The organism is Pseudarthrobacter sp. RHLT3-21 (assembly GCF_059383495.1).
On sequence record NZ_JBWZCI010000002.1, the window covers coordinates 208,486 to 224,705 of the forward strand.

The 16,220-nt window shown below is 64.4% G+C and carries 16 protein-coding genes; 8 read left to right on the forward strand and 8 right to left on the reverse strand.

The annotated features are described in order from the left end of the window. Positions 1-50 precede the first annotated feature (50 nt). The 4 genes from lipB to AC50YA_RS03695 all read left to right on the forward strand — a co-directional run bounded on the left by lipB (position 51) and on the right by AC50YA_RS03695 (position 3,020). A complete protein-coding gene (lipB, locus tag AC50YA_RS03680; RefSeq protein WP_494981005.1) occupies positions 51-719 on the forward strand; it encodes a lipoyl(octanoyl) transferase LipB in 669 nt (222 codons plus the stop codon). Continuing rightward, on the forward strand, positions 716-1,723 hold the full coding sequence (lipA, locus tag AC50YA_RS03685) for a lipoyl synthase (RefSeq protein ID WP_494981006.1): 1,008 nt from the start codon (positions 716-718) through the stop codon (positions 1,721-1,723). Before lipB ends, lipA begins: the two co-directional genes overlap by 4 nt. Positions 1,724-1,809: 86 nt before the next feature. Further along, positions 1,810-2,562 carry a DUF4191 domain-containing protein gene (locus tag AC50YA_RS03690; protein ID WP_494981007.1) on the forward strand — a complete coding sequence of 251 codons (753 nt, stop codon included), beginning with the start codon at positions 1,810-1,812 and terminating at the stop codon, positions 2,560-2,562. A gap of 101 nt (positions 2,563-2,663) precedes the next feature. Next, positions 2,664-3,020, forward strand: coding sequence for a DUF3817 domain-containing protein (locus AC50YA_RS03695; RefSeq protein WP_494981008.1), 357 nt, complete (start codon positions 2,664-2,666; stop codon positions 3,018-3,020). A gap of 52 nt (positions 3,021-3,072) precedes the next feature. Here AC50YA_RS03695 and AC50YA_RS03700 read toward each other — a convergent pair whose 3' ends face one another. After that, positions 3,073-3,510 carry an RDD family protein gene (locus AC50YA_RS03700; RefSeq protein ID WP_494981009.1) on the reverse strand — a complete coding sequence of 146 codons (438 nt, stop codon included), beginning with the start codon at positions 3,508-3,510 and terminating at the stop codon, positions 3,073-3,075. Between the two features lie 284 nt (positions 3,511-3,794). On the opposite strand from AC50YA_RS03700, the gene glnA (AC50YA_RS03705) reads away from it, so the two are divergent. Beyond that, entirely contained in the window at positions 3,795-5,219 is a 1,425-nt protein-coding gene (glnA, locus tag AC50YA_RS03705; RefSeq protein ID WP_494981010.1) for a type I glutamate--ammonia ligase, read from the forward strand. Between the two features lie 266 nt (positions 5,220-5,485). On the opposite strand, the gene AC50YA_RS03710 is transcribed toward glnA (AC50YA_RS03705), so the two are convergent. The 4 genes from AC50YA_RS03710 to glnA (AC50YA_RS03725) form a co-directional block, all read right to left on the reverse strand. Then, positions 5,486-6,028, reverse strand: coding sequence for a GNAT family N-acetyltransferase (locus tag AC50YA_RS03710; RefSeq protein ID WP_494981011.1), 543 nt, complete (start codon positions 6,026-6,028; stop codon positions 5,486-5,488). After that, positions 6,025-6,456: a VOC family protein gene (locus tag AC50YA_RS03715; protein ID WP_494981012.1), complete on the reverse strand. Its 432-nt coding sequence runs from the start codon at positions 6,454-6,456 to the stop codon at positions 6,025-6,027. Before AC50YA_RS03715 ends, AC50YA_RS03710 begins: the two co-directional genes overlap by 4 nt. A 65-nt stretch (positions 6,457-6,521) precedes the next feature. Further along, positions 6,522-9,533: a bifunctional [glutamine synthetase] adenylyltransferase/[glutamine synthetase]-adenylyl-L-tyrosine phosphorylase gene (locus AC50YA_RS03720; protein WP_494981013.1), complete on the reverse strand. Its 3,012-nt coding sequence runs from the start codon at positions 9,531-9,533 to the stop codon at positions 6,522-6,524. 6 nt (positions 9,534-9,539) lie between these two features. Next, positions 9,540-10,880 (reverse strand): type I glutamate--ammonia ligase, encoded by a 1,341-nt coding sequence (glnA, locus tag AC50YA_RS03725; RefSeq protein WP_463861239.1) that lies wholly within the window; start codon positions 10,878-10,880, stop codon positions 9,540-9,542. Positions 10,881-11,144: 264 nt separating this feature from the next. Between glnA (AC50YA_RS03725) and panB the strand changes: the two genes are divergently transcribed. Further along, complete coding sequence (panB, locus tag AC50YA_RS03730; RefSeq protein ID WP_494981014.1) at positions 11,145-12,050, forward strand: 3-methyl-2-oxobutanoate hydroxymethyltransferase; 906 nt, start codon at positions 11,145-11,147, stop codon at positions 12,048-12,050. A gap of 24 nt (positions 12,051-12,074) precedes the next feature. Here panB and AC50YA_RS03735 read toward each other — a convergent pair whose 3' ends face one another. After that, positions 12,075-12,239, reverse strand: coding sequence for an SPOR domain-containing protein (locus tag AC50YA_RS03735; RefSeq protein WP_111906938.1), 165 nt, complete (start codon positions 12,237-12,239; stop codon positions 12,075-12,077). Between the two features lie 119 nt (positions 12,240-12,358). On the opposite strand from AC50YA_RS03735, the gene map reads away from it, so the two are divergent. Together map and ppgK are read left to right on the forward strand one after the other, a co-directional pair. Beyond that, positions 12,359-13,237 (forward strand): type I methionyl aminopeptidase, encoded by an 879-nt coding sequence (gene map / locus AC50YA_RS03740; RefSeq protein ID WP_494981015.1) that lies wholly within the window; start codon positions 12,359-12,361, stop codon positions 13,235-13,237. 58 nt (positions 13,238-13,295) lie between these two features. After that, complete coding sequence (gene ppgK / locus AC50YA_RS03745) at positions 13,296-14,099, forward strand: polyphosphate--glucose phosphotransferase (RefSeq protein WP_494981016.1); 804 nt, start codon at positions 13,296-13,298, stop codon at positions 14,097-14,099. Positions 14,100-14,176: 77 nt separating this feature from the next. Here ppgK and nrdR read toward each other — a convergent pair whose 3' ends face one another. Together nrdR and hisD are read right to left on the reverse strand one after the other, a co-directional pair. Beyond that, entirely contained in the window at positions 14,177-14,683 is a 507-nt protein-coding gene (nrdR, locus tag AC50YA_RS03750; RefSeq protein ID WP_160669950.1) for a transcriptional regulator NrdR, read from the reverse strand. Positions 14,684-14,834: 151 nt separating this feature from the next. Continuing rightward, entirely contained in the window at positions 14,835-16,211 is a 1,377-nt protein-coding gene (gene hisD / locus AC50YA_RS03755; RefSeq protein ID WP_494981017.1) for a histidinol dehydrogenase, read from the reverse strand. Positions 16,212-16,220 lie beyond the last annotated feature (9 nt).

Here is a 16,220-nt window from a genome sequence, read left to right on the forward strand (position 1 = left end):
TCCGACACTATAACCGGACCCCTCGCGGATCGGGGTCTAAGCTGGACGGCATGACTCTTGAGTTTTCACAGGTGGGTCTCGCCCCGGATTTCGTTGACTACACGCGCGGCTGGGATCTGCAGCGCGGGATCCACGGCAAGGTCGTCGCGGCCGAGGCGCCCAGCACTGTCCTCATCCTTGAACATGCCGCCGTCTATACAGCGGGCAAGCTCACGGAAGAGCACGAGCGCCCGTTGGACGGCACGCCCGTCGTGGCGGTGGACCGCGGCGGAAAGCTGACCTGGCATGGCCCCGGCCAGCTGATCGCGTATCCGATCCTCAAGCTGAAGAACCGGTCAGGCATCCGCGACTATGTGGAGCGGCTCGAAGCGGTCATGATCGCCGTGATGGCTGACTATGGCATCAATACTGAGCGCATCAAGGGACGCGCCGGCGTGTGGATCACAGCGGACAGCAAAGGCCCGGACCGGAAGATTGCAGCAATCGGCATCCGCGTCCTGGACGGGGTCACAATGCACGGAGTCGCCATTAACTGCAACAATGATCTGGCACCTTATGCCCAGATCATCGCCTGTGGCATCACCGACGCCAGCGTCACCACAATGTCCCTCGAAGCCGGCAGGAACATCGCCCCGAGCGATATCGCGGACCGGTTCGTGGCAGAATTTCGCAAGCACGAAGAAGCACTCGTTTCAAGCCCCGAGGGAGCACTCCTGTGACATTGGCACCAGACGGCCGGAAGCTGCTGCGTGTTGAGCAGCGTAACTCTGCGGTACCTGTGGAGCGGAAGCCGGAGTGGATCAAGGCGAAGGTCCAGATGGGTCCGGAGTATGTCCAGCTCAAGAACCTGGTCAAGAAGGAAGGCCTGCACACGGTGTGTGAGGAGGCCGGCTGCCCCAACATTTTCGAGTGCTGGGAAGACAAGGAAGCCACGTTCCTGATCGGCGGCTCCGAATGCACCCGCCGGTGTGATTTCTGCCAGATCGACACGGGCAAGCCGTCCCCGGTGGACATGTTCGAACCGACGAAGGTGGCCCGCTCGGTCCTGGCCATGCAGCTGCGCTACGCCACCGTGACCGGGGTGGCCCGGGATGACCTGGCGGATGAGGGTGTGTGGCTGTACGCCGAGACGGTCCGGAAGATCCACGAGCTGAACCCGGGCACCGGCGTCGAACTTTTGATCCCGGACTTCTCCGGCAAGCCCGAGCACATCGAGGCGATCTGCGATTCCAAGCCGGAGGTCTTCGCGCACAACGTCGAGACCGTCCCCCGGATTTTCAAGCGGATCCGTCCGGCGTTCCGGTACGACCGGTCCCTGGATGTCATCACCCAGGGCCGGGCCCTGGGCATGGTGACCAAGTCCAACCTGATCCTGGGCATGGGCGAGACCCGCGAGGAGATCTCCGAGGCCCTGCGGGACCTGCACGAGGCCGGCTGCGACCTGATCACCATCACCCAGTACCTGCGCCCCTCCGAACGGCACCTGCCGGTGGACCGCTGGGTCAAGCCGCAGGAATTCGTGGACCTCCAGGACGAGGCCAAGGAGATCGGCTTCCTCGGTGTCATGAGCGGCCCGCTGGTCCGCTCCTCTTACCGTGCCGGCCGGCTCTGGGCCACCGCGATGCGCAAGAAGGGCTGGGAAATCCCCGCCCAGCTCGCCCACATCGAATCCTCCGGCAGCACCCGCCAGGAAGCCAGCTCACTGCTCGCCGCCCATTCCTGAGCCGTAGTTTGATATCCCTGAGGGCCGGCACTGGACATTCTCCGGCGTCCGGCCCTCAGGCATAAATCACGTAGAATTGAGGAACTATGGCGAACTCCCCTGATTCCAGTAACAGCACTCCGGCGGCCTCCGACGCCCCGAAGCGTGGCCTCTTCTCGCGCAAGCCAAAAGAAGCAAAGGTCAAGAAGCCCAGCCGGCTCAAGCAGATCGGCGAAGTCTTCAACATGACCCGCCGCCATGATCCCATGGTCCCGTGGCTGATGCTGCTGGTGTTCCTGGGCGTTGTGGCTGTCAGCTTCGTGGTGGGTTTTTGGCTGGACAACTGGATTACTGGCCTGCTCATCGGTATTCCGCTGGGCCTGCTCGGCGCCACCCTGATCCTCTCCCGGCGCGCCGAACGCGCCGCATTCGCCCAGATCGAGAACCAGCCAGGAGCCTCAGGCGCGGCACTGGGCACGCTTAAGCGCGGCTGGATCACCGAAGACCAGCCGGTCGCCGTTAACCCACGCACCCAGGACGCCGTGTTCCGCGCCGTCGGCCGTCCCGGCGTTGTCCTCGTCAGCGAAGGCCCCACCGTCCGCGTTAAGCCGATGCTCGACGCGGAGCGTAAGCGCCTTGCGCGCATCCTCCCGAACGTCACGGTCCACCTGATCGAAAGCGGCCGCGGCGAGGGCCAGGTCCCCATCAGCCAGGTAGCCAAGAAGATGGGCAAGCTGAAGAACGAACTGACCAAACTTGAGGTGAATGCGGTGTCCAAGCGCATTTCCTCGCTGGGCAACCGCCTCCCGATTCCCAAGGGAATCGACCCTTACAAAGCGCGCCCCAACCGCGGGCGCTAGGACTCTTGAACCGCCCTGGTTCCGGCTTGGCCGGAACCAGGGCGGTTTTTGTCTGCCGGACGCCGGCCAACCAGGCGGGCACATTGATTGAAAGTAGCTACATGACGATTCCCGTGAGAACCCTTGTTATCCGGGCCTTCCGCATCCTGGCGGTAGCCGAAGCCTTCAGCTGGGCTGCGCTCCTGGCGGGCATGTACTTCAAGTGGATCGCCAAGACCACTGAACTGGGCGTGGAGATCGCCGGCCCTATCCATGGTGCGCTGTTTGTGGGCTACGGCATCGCCGCCCTCGCCCTGTGGCGGCTCCAGCGGTGGCCCCTCGTGGTGGCCCTGTTCGCGGGACTGTCGGCGGTTTTCCCGTTCGCCACGGTCGCGTTCGAACGCTGGGCCGGAAAGCGCGGCTACCTGACGCCGCGCACGGTCGTTCCCGCCGGGACAAAGGAAACGGCGGGAGTCTAGCCCCGCGCCGTCAGGTGCCGGCATGCCCGCACTGCCAGGCGCTTGAATGCTGCTAGCGCCGCACGAGGACGGTATTCATCGCCTTGTCGTGCAGTCCCCGCTGGTCCGGATCGAAAATTACGGCGGGAATCACGAGGCACAGCAGCACTGATCTCACCACGGCAGCCATCGGACCCGCGGGCCCGCCGCCCAGGCGCAGCACGTGGATCCCGGCCACGCGGTGGCCGATGCTGTAGCCGAGAGTGCCCACGAGCAGCATCTGTTCCGCGGCGAAAATCGCCAACGTGGCCCAGGAGTCACCGCCAAAGGCAAAATTGCTGATCAGCAGGGCAATCCCCCAGTCAAGGACGATGGCGAGGATGCGCCTGCCCGCCCTGGCGATCGAGCCTGAACGGGATTCGGGCAATCCCAGGCGCTCCCCCGGGTACTTTGAGATGCCGGACGTGTCCGGTCCGCTGAGCCAGGAGCCAATGTCATTGCGATCTACCACCGTCCAAGCTTACCGACTCACCGCCGACCACAGAGTGGAAACCGTTGGACCACACTACGGACACCGGATAGCGTTACCTGAACAGGACAATTCTGTAACCTGAACGGGGCATTCTGTAACCTGCCCGAAACAATGTGGACACTGACGGGAAATGACGTGTCCATAGGCTGATAGCAGTTTCAAGCAATACCTCCCAAGCAGGGAAACCAGGTTTCCCTGCCCTTCGGATTGCGCTGGATCAGTTGGCTTGCCAGCCAGATATTACATATGCGTAAGGAGCATAGATGTTCAAGACTGCGGACGAAGTCCTCAAGTTCATCAAGGACGAAGATGTTAAATTCGTCGATATCCGCTTCACCGATCTCCCGGGTGTGCAGCAGCACTTCAACGTGCCGGCAAAGAGCGTCGACGCGGACTTCTTCATCAACGGCCAGCTCTTCGACGGTTCCTCCATCCGCGGTTTCCAGGGCATCGCCGAATCCGACATGCAGCTGATCCCGGACGTTACCACCGCTTTCCTGGACACCTTCCGCATGGAGAAGACCCTTGCGCTGAACTTTTCCATCGTGAACCCCCGCACCGGAGACCCGTACCACCGCGACCCCCGCGGCGTGGCCGAGAAGGCTGAGGCCTACCTCGCCTCCACGGGCATCGCCGACACCGCATTCTTCGCTCCGGAAGCCGAATTCTTCGTCTTCGACAACGTCCAGTACCAGTCCTCCCCCGAGGGCAGCTTCTACAAGATCGACTCCGAAGAAGCACACTGGAACACCGGCCGCGAAGAAGAAGGCGGAAACCTCGGTTACAAGACCCCCATCAAGGGCGGCTACTTCCCCGTTTCCCCCACCGACAAGCAGGCCGACCTCCGCGACGCCATGTGCATCGCCCTGGATGAGGCCGGCCTCGAGGTCGAGCGCAGCCACCACGAGGTAGGCTCCGCCGGCCAGGCTGAAATCAACTACAAGTTCACCACCCTGACCCACGCCGCAGACGACCTGCAGAAGTTCAAGTACGTCGTCAAGAACACGGCGGACGCTTGGGGCAAGTCCGTGACCTTTATGCCGAAGCCGGTCTTCGGCGACAACGGTTCGGGCATGCACTGCCACCAGTCGCTGTGGACCAACGGCGAACCGCTGTTCTACGACGAAAAAGGCTACGCCGGCCTGTCCGACATGGCCCGCTGGTACATCGGCGGCCTGCTGAAGCACTCCTCGGCCGTCCTCGCCTTCACCAACCCGACGGTGAACTCCTACCGCCGCCTGGTCAAGGGCTTCGAAGCTCCGGTCAACATGGTGTACTCGCAGGGCAACCGCTCCGCCGGTATCCGTATCCCCATCACGGGCTCCAACCCCAAGGCCAAGCGCATCGAGTTCCGCGCTCCGGACCCCTCGTCCAACCCGTACCTGGCCTTCGCTGCCCAGCTGATGGCCGGCATTGACGGCATCCGCAACCGCATCGAACCGCCGGCTCCGATCGACAAGGACCTCTACGAGCTGCCCGCCGAGGAAGCCAAGGACATCCCGAAGGCTCCGGGCTCGCTGGAAGAGGCACTGGAGGCCCTGGGCGAGGACAACGAGTTCCTGCAGGCCGGTGGCGTGTTTACCCAGGACCTGATCGACACCTGGATCGAGTACAAGTACGAGTACGAGATCCGCCCGCTGTCCCTGCGCCCGAACCCGTACGAGTTCGAGCTCTACTACGGCGTCTAGCCAGATCTGCGGCTGAACCTGTTCAGTCCGCCAAAAAGTCCGCCCGGGCTGCCAGCATCAACGCTGCGCTCCGGGCGGACTTTTTTGTCCCTAAGGTGGAGGCTGGCTCCAGACGTGCTGAGACCAGGAGCCAGCCCCCTGACATGTGTTCCCCGAGACGAAGACTTTTCAAGCCTTCCCCCCAACAAGGTTTGAAGAACACCGCCAATCCACATGATCGGTCAATGTGGAGCCGCAGGCAATGCCCGGCGCCGTGTCTGGACGAATTATCCTGTGAAGCTTCGGTACATGGTCCGTTGCGGTCCGGAATTGCCGCCCAGGTATTGCCCCTGGTCCACAAAGCCGGCGGTCCTGTATGCGGACAAGCCGGCCGGGTTGGTTTCGTTGACGGAAAGCACGACGCCGGCCTCGTGTGTTCCGCGCCGGGCTGTCAGTTTCGCGGCGGCTTCCACTGCGGACGTTGCCGCCAGCGGCCCGAGGCCCTGTCCCTGGTGGCGCCTGTCGATCAGGAAACCGCGCAGCAGCCAGGCAGAATCCTCGTCCGGCCAGCCGGCGAGACGCGCGGCACCGGCCTGGAGGGTCAGCACTCCGACGGCGTAGCCTGCGGCCTCCACGACATAAGGGAAACGCGAATCCTCCTCCAGTCCCGCCAGGACCATGCGGAGCGGGTCACCCACAAAGCTGCCCTGTCCGGGGCCCAGTTCAAGGTTAGTTACCTCACCCAGCTGGATGGCAAGGGCATCAGCATTGAGATCATCCAGGGCGATGAGCCAAACCGAATCAACCCGGTTTTTCAGGTCGGCTGTCACTCTGATCCGGCGGGAGCCCCGCCGTCGGCCGGTGGACCGTCAGGGTCCATCCAGAGGACCTCCCACAGGTGTCCGTCCGGGTCCTGGAAACTATGGTTGTACATAAATCCGTAGTCCTGGACCTCCTGCGACGGCGTGCCGCCGGCGGCCAGCGCCTTGCGTACCGCAGCGTCCACGGCTTCCTTGCTGTCCACTGAAAAGGCCATGATGGCCTCGGTGGAACTGGTGGCATGGGCCACGTCCCGGGAGGTGAAGGTCTTGAAGAAACCCTCCACCAGGAGCATGACAAAGGCGTTGTCGTTGATGATCATGCAGGTCGCGTTTTCATCGGTGTAGTCCGGGTTGAACGAGAAGCCAAGGGCGGCGAAGAAATCGACGGACCGCTTCAGGTCCTTAACGGGCAGGTTCACGTATATTTGCGTTGCCATGGCCCCCAACCTAGCACCGCACCGCCGCGGCTGTCTGCAGCCTTCGGGGAGGACCCAGAGAGCCGCTAATGGCCGTAGAAGGTCTTCTCGAACACCGCCCGGGCACGCCGGCTGATGCGGAGGTAGTCCTCTTCCAGGGCGGCCGCGTGCCCTGGTTCGTAGCCGCACCAGCGGGCCACCGCTTCCAGGTCCCCCCGTGCGGACGGCAGCATGTCCGAGGCCCTGCCGCTCCAGATGACGTTGGCGGACCGGATCCGGCTGGCGAGCCGCCACGCGTCGGCCAGCAGCTTCGCGTCAGGAGCGGTGAGCAGGCCCAGTGAAGCAGCGGCGTCAAGGGCCTTCACCGTGGATGTTGTCCGCAGTTCCGAGTACTTGGCCGCGTGCTGGAGTTGAAGGAGCTGCACCAGCCACTCGACGTCGCTCAGTCCCCCGCGGCCAAGCTTCAGGTGGCGTGCCGGGTCGGCCCCGCGCGGCAACCGCTCCGCTTCCACCCGCGCTTTGACGCGGCGTACCTCCCGGACATCCTGCTCCGAAATCGTCTCCGGGTATCTGATCGGGTTGATGAGGGCCAGGAAGTCCTTGGCCAGGGCATCGTCGCCCGCCATCGGCCGGGCACGCAGCAGCGCCTGAGCTTCCCAGATCAACGACCAGCGGCGGTAATATTCGGCGAAAGAATCGAGGGAGCGGACCATGGCGCCGTTCTTGCCTTCGGGCCGGAGATCCGCGTCCATCTGCAGCACCCGCTCGGCCATGATGGCCGGTTTGAGCGGCTGGGTGAGCAGGCTGGAGACCTTGGCGACAATCCGGGCCGCTTGATCCTGCGCTTCCTCGTCGGTAAAGCCCGGCAACGCGCGGTGTACGTACATCACGTCGGCGTCGGAGCCGTAGCCGATCTCGCGGCCGCCCTGGCGGCCCATCGCCACCACCAGGATCGCGGTCTTAAGCGGCCCCTCAGCGGAGACGATGCCTTCTGCTACACGCAGGGCGCCCAGCACCGCCGCCCGGTCGGTGTCCGCCAGTGCCGCGCCCACCTGGTCCTGGTTGAGGAGCCCGTCGGAATCGGCGATCGCGATCCGGAGGATCTCCCGGCGCCTGATCAGCCTGATCAGCCTGATGGCGTTTTCCGGGTCCGAGTGGCGCGACATTTTGGACGTGATCTCCTGCCATTGGGCTTCGAAGCCCAATGGCACAAGGTCTTTGTTGGTGCCCAGCCATGCCACCGATTCCGGCGACACCTCCAGTAGGTCGGCAATCAGCCGTGAGTTGGAGAGCACGTTGCATAGCCGTTCGGCCGCGGCTGTGGAATCGCGGAGCATGCCCAGGTACCAGTGGGTGGTGCCAAGGGCCTCACTGACGCGCCGGAACGCGAGCAGCCCGGCGTCGGGATCAACACCTTCGGCGAGCCAATCCAGCAGGATGGGCAGCAGCTGGCGTTGCAGGGCTGCCCGCCGGCTGACACCGGCGGTGAGCGCCTCGATGTGCCGCATCGCGCCCCGCGGGTCGCGGTAGCCCAGCGCGGCAAGACGGCCCTGGGCGGCCTCAGGCGTCAGCCTGGCGTCCTCGCTGCTGAGTTTTGCCGCGGTGTTAAGCAGCGGGCGGTAGAAAATACGCTCGTGCAGTTCGCGGACGGAGCGTTTGGTCTTCTGCCAGGTGGCCAGCAGCGACGCCGGTGGCGGCCTGTCATTGGAGAACGGGCTAAGCACTGACTTTGCGAGGGCGCGCTGTGCCGCATCGCTGACGGGCATCAGGTGCGTCCGCCGGAGCTGGAACAGCTGGATGCGGTGTTCCAGGAGGCGAAGGTATCGGTAGGCGTGATCGAAAGCGGCGGCGTCGGACCTGCCGATGTAGCCTCCGGCTGACAGTGCCGCTATGGCTGCTGTGGTATCCCTGCGGCGGAGGGTTTCGTCGGATTTTCCGTGCACCAACTGGAGCAGTTGGACGGTGAACTCCACGTCCCTGAGGCCGCCGCGGCCAAGTTTGATCTGCCGTTGTTCCTCCGCCGCCGGGATATGTTCGGTGACCCGGCGGCGCATCGCCTGCACAGACTCCACGAATCCGTCACGGCCGGCGGAGCTCCAGATCAACGGGGCCACCGCGTTTTCGTAGCGCTCCCCCAGGTCCTTGTCGCCGGCGATGGTGCGTGCCTTCAGGAGCGCCTGGAATTCCCAGCTCTCGGCCCAGCGGGCGTAGTAGCTTTCGTGCGAGGCCAGGGTACGGACCAGTGGACCGGACTTGCCCTCCGGCCGCAGGTTGGCGTCCACTTCCCAGAGTCCGGGTTCACGTGCCACAGAAGAGATGGCCCGGGAAATGCCGGTGGCCAGGGCTGTGCCGATGGTACTGGCACGGGCGTCCTCAAGGTCGCCGGCGTCGATCACGTAGATAACGTCGACGTCGGAAATGTAGTTCAGTTCCCGCGCTCCGCATTTGCCCATTCCGATGACGGCCAGGCCAACGGCGGCCACCTCCCCGGCGCTGAAGTGCTCAGCAGCCTCGGCACGGGAAACTGCCAGCGCAGCCTCGATCGCGGCCCCCGCCAAGTCTGCGAGTTCAGCTCCGACGGCGGGCATAAAGTCCAGCGGGTCGGCAGCGCACATGTCCTTGACCGCCAGGTCCACCACCCCGCGGCGGTAGGCCGACCGCAGCGCGGCATAGGCGTCGGTTCCGGTCATTCCCGCCACGGGCCGGGCTGACCCGGGTTCGGCGCGGACAGATTTCAGGAGGACAGAGCGGAGCTGCTCCGGATCTGCCTGGCGCGGTTCGGGGCTGGCGGTCACCTCAAACGCCGTGAGGTGTTCCGGATGCCTGATGAGGAACTCGCCGATCGCTTCGGAGGCCCCGAGCACCCGGTAGAGCGGCTCGCTGATCTCCGGATCGGCCGCCGCCAGCTCCCGGAGACCGGGGTGCTTTTCAATCAGCCGCACCAGTGACTGCAGCGCTGTATCGGGGTTGGCAGCCATCTGTAGGCCGGCGAAAATCCTGTCCGTATCCAGGCCGTCCAGTTCCGGGGCAGCCAGGAAGCGCTCACCCTTCTCCAGGTCACTGAAGCCGGCTGAGATGAGGCGGCGGGCGAGGCTCACCGCCGCCTAGAGAATGCCTAAGTTGCGCTGCAGTTCGTAGGGCGTCACCTGAAGCCGGTAGTCCTGCCATTCGGCACGCTTGTTGCGCAGGAAGTGCTCAAAGACCTGTTCGCCGAGGATCTGTGGCATCAGTTCAGAGTCCTCCATGGACCGGATGGCATCGTGAAGGCTGGCGGGCAGGGGGTCGTGGCCCATGGCCCGGCGCTCGGCAGAGCTCAGTGACCAGACGTCGTCCTCGGCTGCGGCGGGCAGGTCGTAGCCTTCTTCGATCCCCTTCAGTCCGGCCCCCAGCAGGACGGCGTAAGCAAGGTAGGGGTTCGCTGCAGAATCGATGCCCCGGTATTCGATGCGTGCGGACTGGCCCTTGCCCGGCTTGTACAGCGGGACCCGGACCAGGGCTGAACGGTTGTTGTGGCCCCAGCTGAGGTAGCTCGGCGCTTCGCCGCCACCCCAGAGCCGCTTGTAGGAGTTCACGAACTGGTTGGTCACAGCCGTGAACTCCGGGGCGTGCTTTAGGATGCCGGCGATGAACTGGCGGGCCGTCTTGGAGAGCTGGAATTCCGCGCCCGCCTCATAAAAAGCGTTGGTGTCGCCCTCGAACAGCGAGAAATGGGTGTGCATCCCGGAGCCGGGGTGGGCGGTAAATGGCTTGGGCATAAAGGTGGCGTACGTTCCCTGCTGCAGGGCCACTTCCTTGATCACCGTGCGGAACGTCATGATGTTGTCCGCTGTCTGCAGGGCGTCCGCATAGCGCAGGTCAATCTCGTTCTGGCCGGGACCGGCCTCATGGTGGCTGAACTCCACCGAAATACCCACAGACTCCAGCATGGTCACTGCCGTGCGGCGGAAATCCTGCGCAACACCGCCCGGAACATGATCGAAGTAGCCGCCCTCGTCAACAGGCACCGGCGCGCCGTCGGGTCCCGGCTGCTGGGACTTAAGGAGGTAGAACTCGATCTCCGGGTGCGTGTAGCACGTAAACCCCATGTCCGCAGCCTTGGCCAGCGTGCGCTTAAGGACGTTGCGGGGATCCGCGGCCGACGGTTCGCCGTCCGGGGTGAGGATGTCGCAGAACATGCGGGCCGTTTGCTCGGTCTCACCGCGCCAAGGCAAGATCTGGAACGTGGCCGGGTCCGGCTGGGCAAGCATGTCGGCTTCGAAGACCCTCGCCAGGCCTTCGATGGCTGAACCGTCGAATCCGAGCCCTTCCTCAAACGCGCCTTCAACCTCGGCCGGGGCGAGTGCCACCGATTTGAGTGAACCTACGACGTCGGTGAACCACAGGCGTACGAACCGTACGTCGCGCTCCTCGATTGTGCGCAGGACAAACTCTTGCTGGCGGTCCATGATGGCCTCTTCTCCGGTCAATCGTTCATGCCCCGGGCCCGCGGAAGCGGCGGCCGGCAGCAGTTCACCATCACTTTACTAAGCAATCGGCTCCAATGCGGGAGACGGCGCCGCACGTAACACAGCGTTAACACAGCAACCGTGGTGGGTACAGCGGCCCGGTGGCAAAAATTCCCTGTGCGGACGTCTGAATATGACGCGGATCACGGCCTGGCAGCCCGTCCGCGGTGGCTAGGACTGCTGCTGCCGCATTACGCTCTTGCCATGGCCTCAACCAATAGCTCTGAGTCAAGCGCGTCCGCTGAAGTACACGCACCTTACGGAAACGGACCTGCACCGGTGCAGCCGCCGTCGTCGGAAGTGAACGCGAAGCCGGCACCCAGGGTGCGCATCCACCACCTGCAGCAGGCCAAGCGGGACGGCAAACACTTCGCCATGCTGACCGCCTACGAGCAGTACAGTGCGGAGATCTTCGACCAGGCCGGCATCGAGGTCCTCCTTGTAGGCGATTCGGCATCCAACAATGTGTTCGGAAACGAGACCAGCCTGCCGGTCACGGTGGATGAACTCCTGCCCCTCTGCCGCGCCGTGGCACGGTCCGCCAAGCGCGCCCTGGTGGTGGCAGACCTGCCTTTCGGCAGTTATGAAGTCTCGGCGCCGCAGGGCGTGGAAACAGGCGTCCGGTTCCTCAAGGAAGGACTGGCCCACGCTGTCAAGATCGAGGGCGGAAAATACTACGCGGAAACCGTCCGGGCCATGGTCCAGGCCGGCGTCCCAGTTATGGCCCACATCGGCTTCACCCCCCAGAGTGAACACGCACTGGGAGGCTACCGGGTCCAGGGCCGCGGGGATGACGCGCAGCGCCTGATTGACGACGCCGTGGCGCTGGCTGACGCAGGGGCGTTCGCCGTCCTGATGGAAATGGTTCCGGCGGACACGGCAGCCGCAGTTGACGCGGCGGTAAGCGTGCCGACGGTGGGGATCGGCGCCGGCAACGCCACCACGGGGCAAGTGCTGGTGTGGCAGGACATGGCCGGGTTGCGCGGTGGCAGGATGGCGAAGTTCGTCAAACAGTACGCTGACCTGCGCACTACCCTCAGCGACGCGGCCAAAGAGTACGGCGACGAGGTCCGTTCAGGCCAGTTCCCCGGCCCGGAGCACTCCTTCTAGGAAGGTTCGGTCCGAGACTGCAGCTCAGTCTTCGTCGCCCTTTTCCCAGGCCTCGTTGCGGGCCCGGACTTTTTCGAGGGCGTGTTCGGCCTCTTCCCGCGTTTTGTAGGGGCCGATCAGCTGGCTCCAGTCCGAGAGTGCGTCTTCTTCCACCTCGTGGGTGTTCACGTTGTACCAGTACTCAGTCATCGGTGCTCCTCGTTCCGGCTGGCAGGGCCCGGCTGTGATCCGCGTAACTTAAACGCTGATGCGGACAGCTTGGGGCATCCAGTTACTTGGCCTAATGCGGTGCCTTATATGATCAATCTATGCCTTCCCTAGCCTCGACTGCACCCACCGGCACGCTTACCCGCGGAACCGTCAGCCCGCAGCTTTCCGTTCCGGCGTCCGTCCCGCGCCCGGAATACGTGGGCAAGCCCGGCCCGGCCAAGTTCACGGGCTCCGAGATCAAATCCGACGAGACCCTCGAGAAAATCCGGATCGCCAGCCGGATCGCCGCACAGGCCATGGTTGAGGTGGGCAACCACATCAGGCCCGGCGTGACCACCGACCAGTTGGACAAGGTGGGTCACGAATTCCTGCTGGACCATAAGGCCTACCCGTCCACCCTTGGCTACCGCGGGTTCCCGAAGTCCCTGTGCTCGTCGCTGAATGAAGTGATCTGCCACGGCATCCCGGACAGCACAGTGGTCCAGGACGGCGACATCCTCAACATCGACATCACTGCTTTTATCAACGGAGTCCACGGCGACACGAACCACACCTTTTTGGTGGGCGGCGTCGACGACGAATCGCGCCTCCTGGTGGAGCGCACCCGGGAATCCCTCAACCGTGCCATCAAAGCCGTAGCTCCCGGCCGGGAGATCAACGTGATCGGCCGCGCCATCCAGTCCTACGCCAAGCGTTTCGGCTACGGCGTGGTGCGGGACTTCACCGGCCACGGCGTCGGCGAAGCGTTCCATACGGGCCTGATCATCCCGCATTATGATGCAGCGCCTGCCTACAACACGGTGATCGAGACTGGCATGGTGTTCACCATCGAACCTATGCTGACCCTCGGCACCATCGAATGGGACATGTGGGAGGACGACTGGACTGTTGTCACCCGCGACCACAAGCGGACCGCCCAGTTTGAGCACACGCTGCTGGTGACAGAGTCCGGCGCCGAAATCCTTACGCTCCCCTGAAAATTTTTCCGGTCAGCCGTCCGGCCGACCTGCCCGCCCTGCCACGAACGGAACAACATTGGCCAAGAAGGACGAGAAGTCGCACAAGAACGCCCCGCTGATCGGCATTGACATCGGCGGTACGGGAATCAAGGGCGGCATCGTCGACCTGAAAAAAGGCAAGCTCCTGGGTGAGCGGTTCCGCGTGCCTACGCCCCAGCCCGCCACCCCTGACGCCGTAGCCGACGTCGTAGCGCAAGTGGTTGCCGAGCTTTCAAGCCGCCCGGAGGCACCGGCGGCGGACTCGCCCGTGGGCGTCACATTCCCCGGCATCATCCAGCACGGCGTGGTCCATTCTGCGGCCAACGTGGACAAGAGTTGGCTCAACACCGATATTGATGCTTTGCTCACCGCACGGCTTGGCCGCCCGGTGGAGGTCATCAACGACGCCGACGCCGCCGGGCTGGCGGAAGCCCGCTATGGCGCGGGCAAGGGTGTGGACGGAACTGTCCTGGTGATCACCCTCGGCACCGGAATCGGCTCAGCATTCATCTTCGACGGCCGCCTCGTTCCCAACGCAGAACTGGGGCACCTGGAGATCGACGGCTTTGACGCCGAAAGCAAAGCCTCAGCCGTGGCCCGCGAACGGGACGGACTGACCTGGGAGGAATACAGCGTGTTGCTGCAGCGCTACTTCTCCCACGTGGAATTCCTGTTCTCGCCCGAGCTGTTCATCGTGGGCGGCGGCATCTCCAAGCGCGCCGACGAGTATCTGCCGCGCCTGTTGCTGCGCACCCCGATCGTGCCGGCCGAACTCAAGAATGAGGCCGGGATCGTCGGCGCCGCCGTCGAAATTGCCGTGAAGCACAAGCTCACAAAATAACCGGTGACTGACCGGCGCGGAGGGGCAGCCGGTGCCGGTGGTGGCGGCGGCTTCCCCTCCGCGGCCACCACCGGAGCTTACAGGGGGCTCTTTTCGGAGCTCTTGGCGGCCGCCGCCGCGTGTTGCGTGCCTTCTTCCACGGACTCGTGACGGAGCAGTGCAATGGCGGTCTCGAAGTCCTCAAGGGATTCGAAGGCCTGGTACACGCTGGCAAAGCGAAGGTAGGCCACCTGGTCAAGCTTCTGCAGCGGACCAAGGATGATCAGGCCAACTTCATGGGCGTCGATCTCGGCCGCGCCCGAGGCGCGGATCTGCTCCTCCACCTCCTGTGCAAGGAGTGCCAGGTCATCTTCACTGACCGGCCGGCCCTGGCATGCCTTACGCACGCCGTTGATGACCTTGCTGCGGCTGAAGGGTTCGCCCACCCCGGAGCGTTTGATCACCGAAAGGCTGGTGGTTTCGACGGTAGTGAACCTGCGGCCGCATTCCGGGCACTGCCGGCGGCGGCGGATGGCCGAGCCGTCATCGGCCATACGGCTGTCCACAACGCGGGAGTCCGGATTGCGGCAAAATGGACAGTACATGGTGTCCCCTCCCTCGATGTCTTCCGGCGCCGATGTTTCCGGCCCCGGCGGACCTCTCCGTCTCCCAGTTTACGACTACATGTAGCGGAATAACAATCCTGTAATTACCACATGTAGTGGTGCCTGCAGCCTGCCCCGCAGACCTGCTGCATCAGTGGGCCTCGCGGAAGCGTGCCGTCACAGCTTCACCGTGCGCCGGCAGGTCCTCCGCACCGGACAGGCTCACGATGTGGCCGCTGACTTCCTGCAGCGCGGCCCGGCTGTAGTTGATGACCTGGATGGCACGCAGGAAAGTGGTGACGTTCAGTCCGGAGGAAAACGCCGCGGTCCCGCTGGTGGGCAGGACGTGGTTGGAGCCGGCGCAGTAGTCGCCCAGGCTGACAGGACTGTAGTCCCCCACAAAGATCGCCCCTGCGTTCCGGATCCGGGCAGCGACCGCCGGCGCGTCAGCGGTCATGATTTCAAGGTGTTCAGCGGCGTAGGCGTCGCAGGCTGCGATGCCTTGTGCCAGGTCCTCCACCAGGACAACTCCCGACTGCGGGCCGGACAGCGCCTCGCATACGCGCGCGGAGTGCTTGGTACCGGCCGCTTGCCGGTCCAGTTCGATGCGGACTGCCGCAGCCAGGTCCTCCGAGTCCGTGATGAGCACGGAAGCCGCTTGGGGGTCGTGCTCCGCCTGGCTGATCAGGTCTGCTGCCACCAGGTCAGGTTGCGCCGTTGAATCAGCCAGGATGGCGATTTCTGTGGTCCCCGCCTCGGAATCGATTCCCACCACACCCTTGACCAGGCGCTTCGCCGTTGCCACAAAAATGTTTCCCGGACCCGTGACCACATCAACAGGCTCCAGCGCCGGCCCGGCGTCGTTTGCCTCCACGCCGTAGGCGAAGGCAGCTATGGCCTGTGCACCGCCGATGGCGTAGACCTCGTCGATGCCGAGCAGGGCCGCTGCCGCGAGGATGGTGGGGTGCGGGAGGCCGCCGAAGTCCTTCTGCGGCGGCGATGCCAGGGCAATGGACTGAACTCCCGCAGCCAGCGCCGGGACTACATTCATGATGACCGACGACGGATAGACGGCGAGGCCGCCGGGGACGTACAAGCCGACCCGCGATACCGGCACCCAGTTCTGGCTCACCAGCGCACCGTCGCCGAGTTCGACGTCGAGATCGCGCGGCCGCTGCCCGTCCGCGAAGCGCCGGGCCCGGCTGATGGATTCTTCCAGCGCGCCGCGCACCGCCGGATCCAGCTCCGCCAGCGCCCGGGCCAACGAGGCCGCCGGGACTCTTGGGTGGACCTGCTGGACTCCGTCAAAACGGAGTGCCAGGTCGCTGAGGGCGGTGAAGCCGTCCGCGCGGACCGCTTTGATGATGTCCAGTACCTTTTGTTCCGCGTCCGCCACGGTGTGCTGCCGGGCGCGGGGAACAGCGGCGCGCAACCCCGCGAGGGTCAGGCCCCTGCCCCGAAGGTCGACTGTCCGGAAGCTGACAGCGGCGGCAGGAGGGGTGGCTGGAGAATCAGGAGAAATGGTCACCGGTCCATT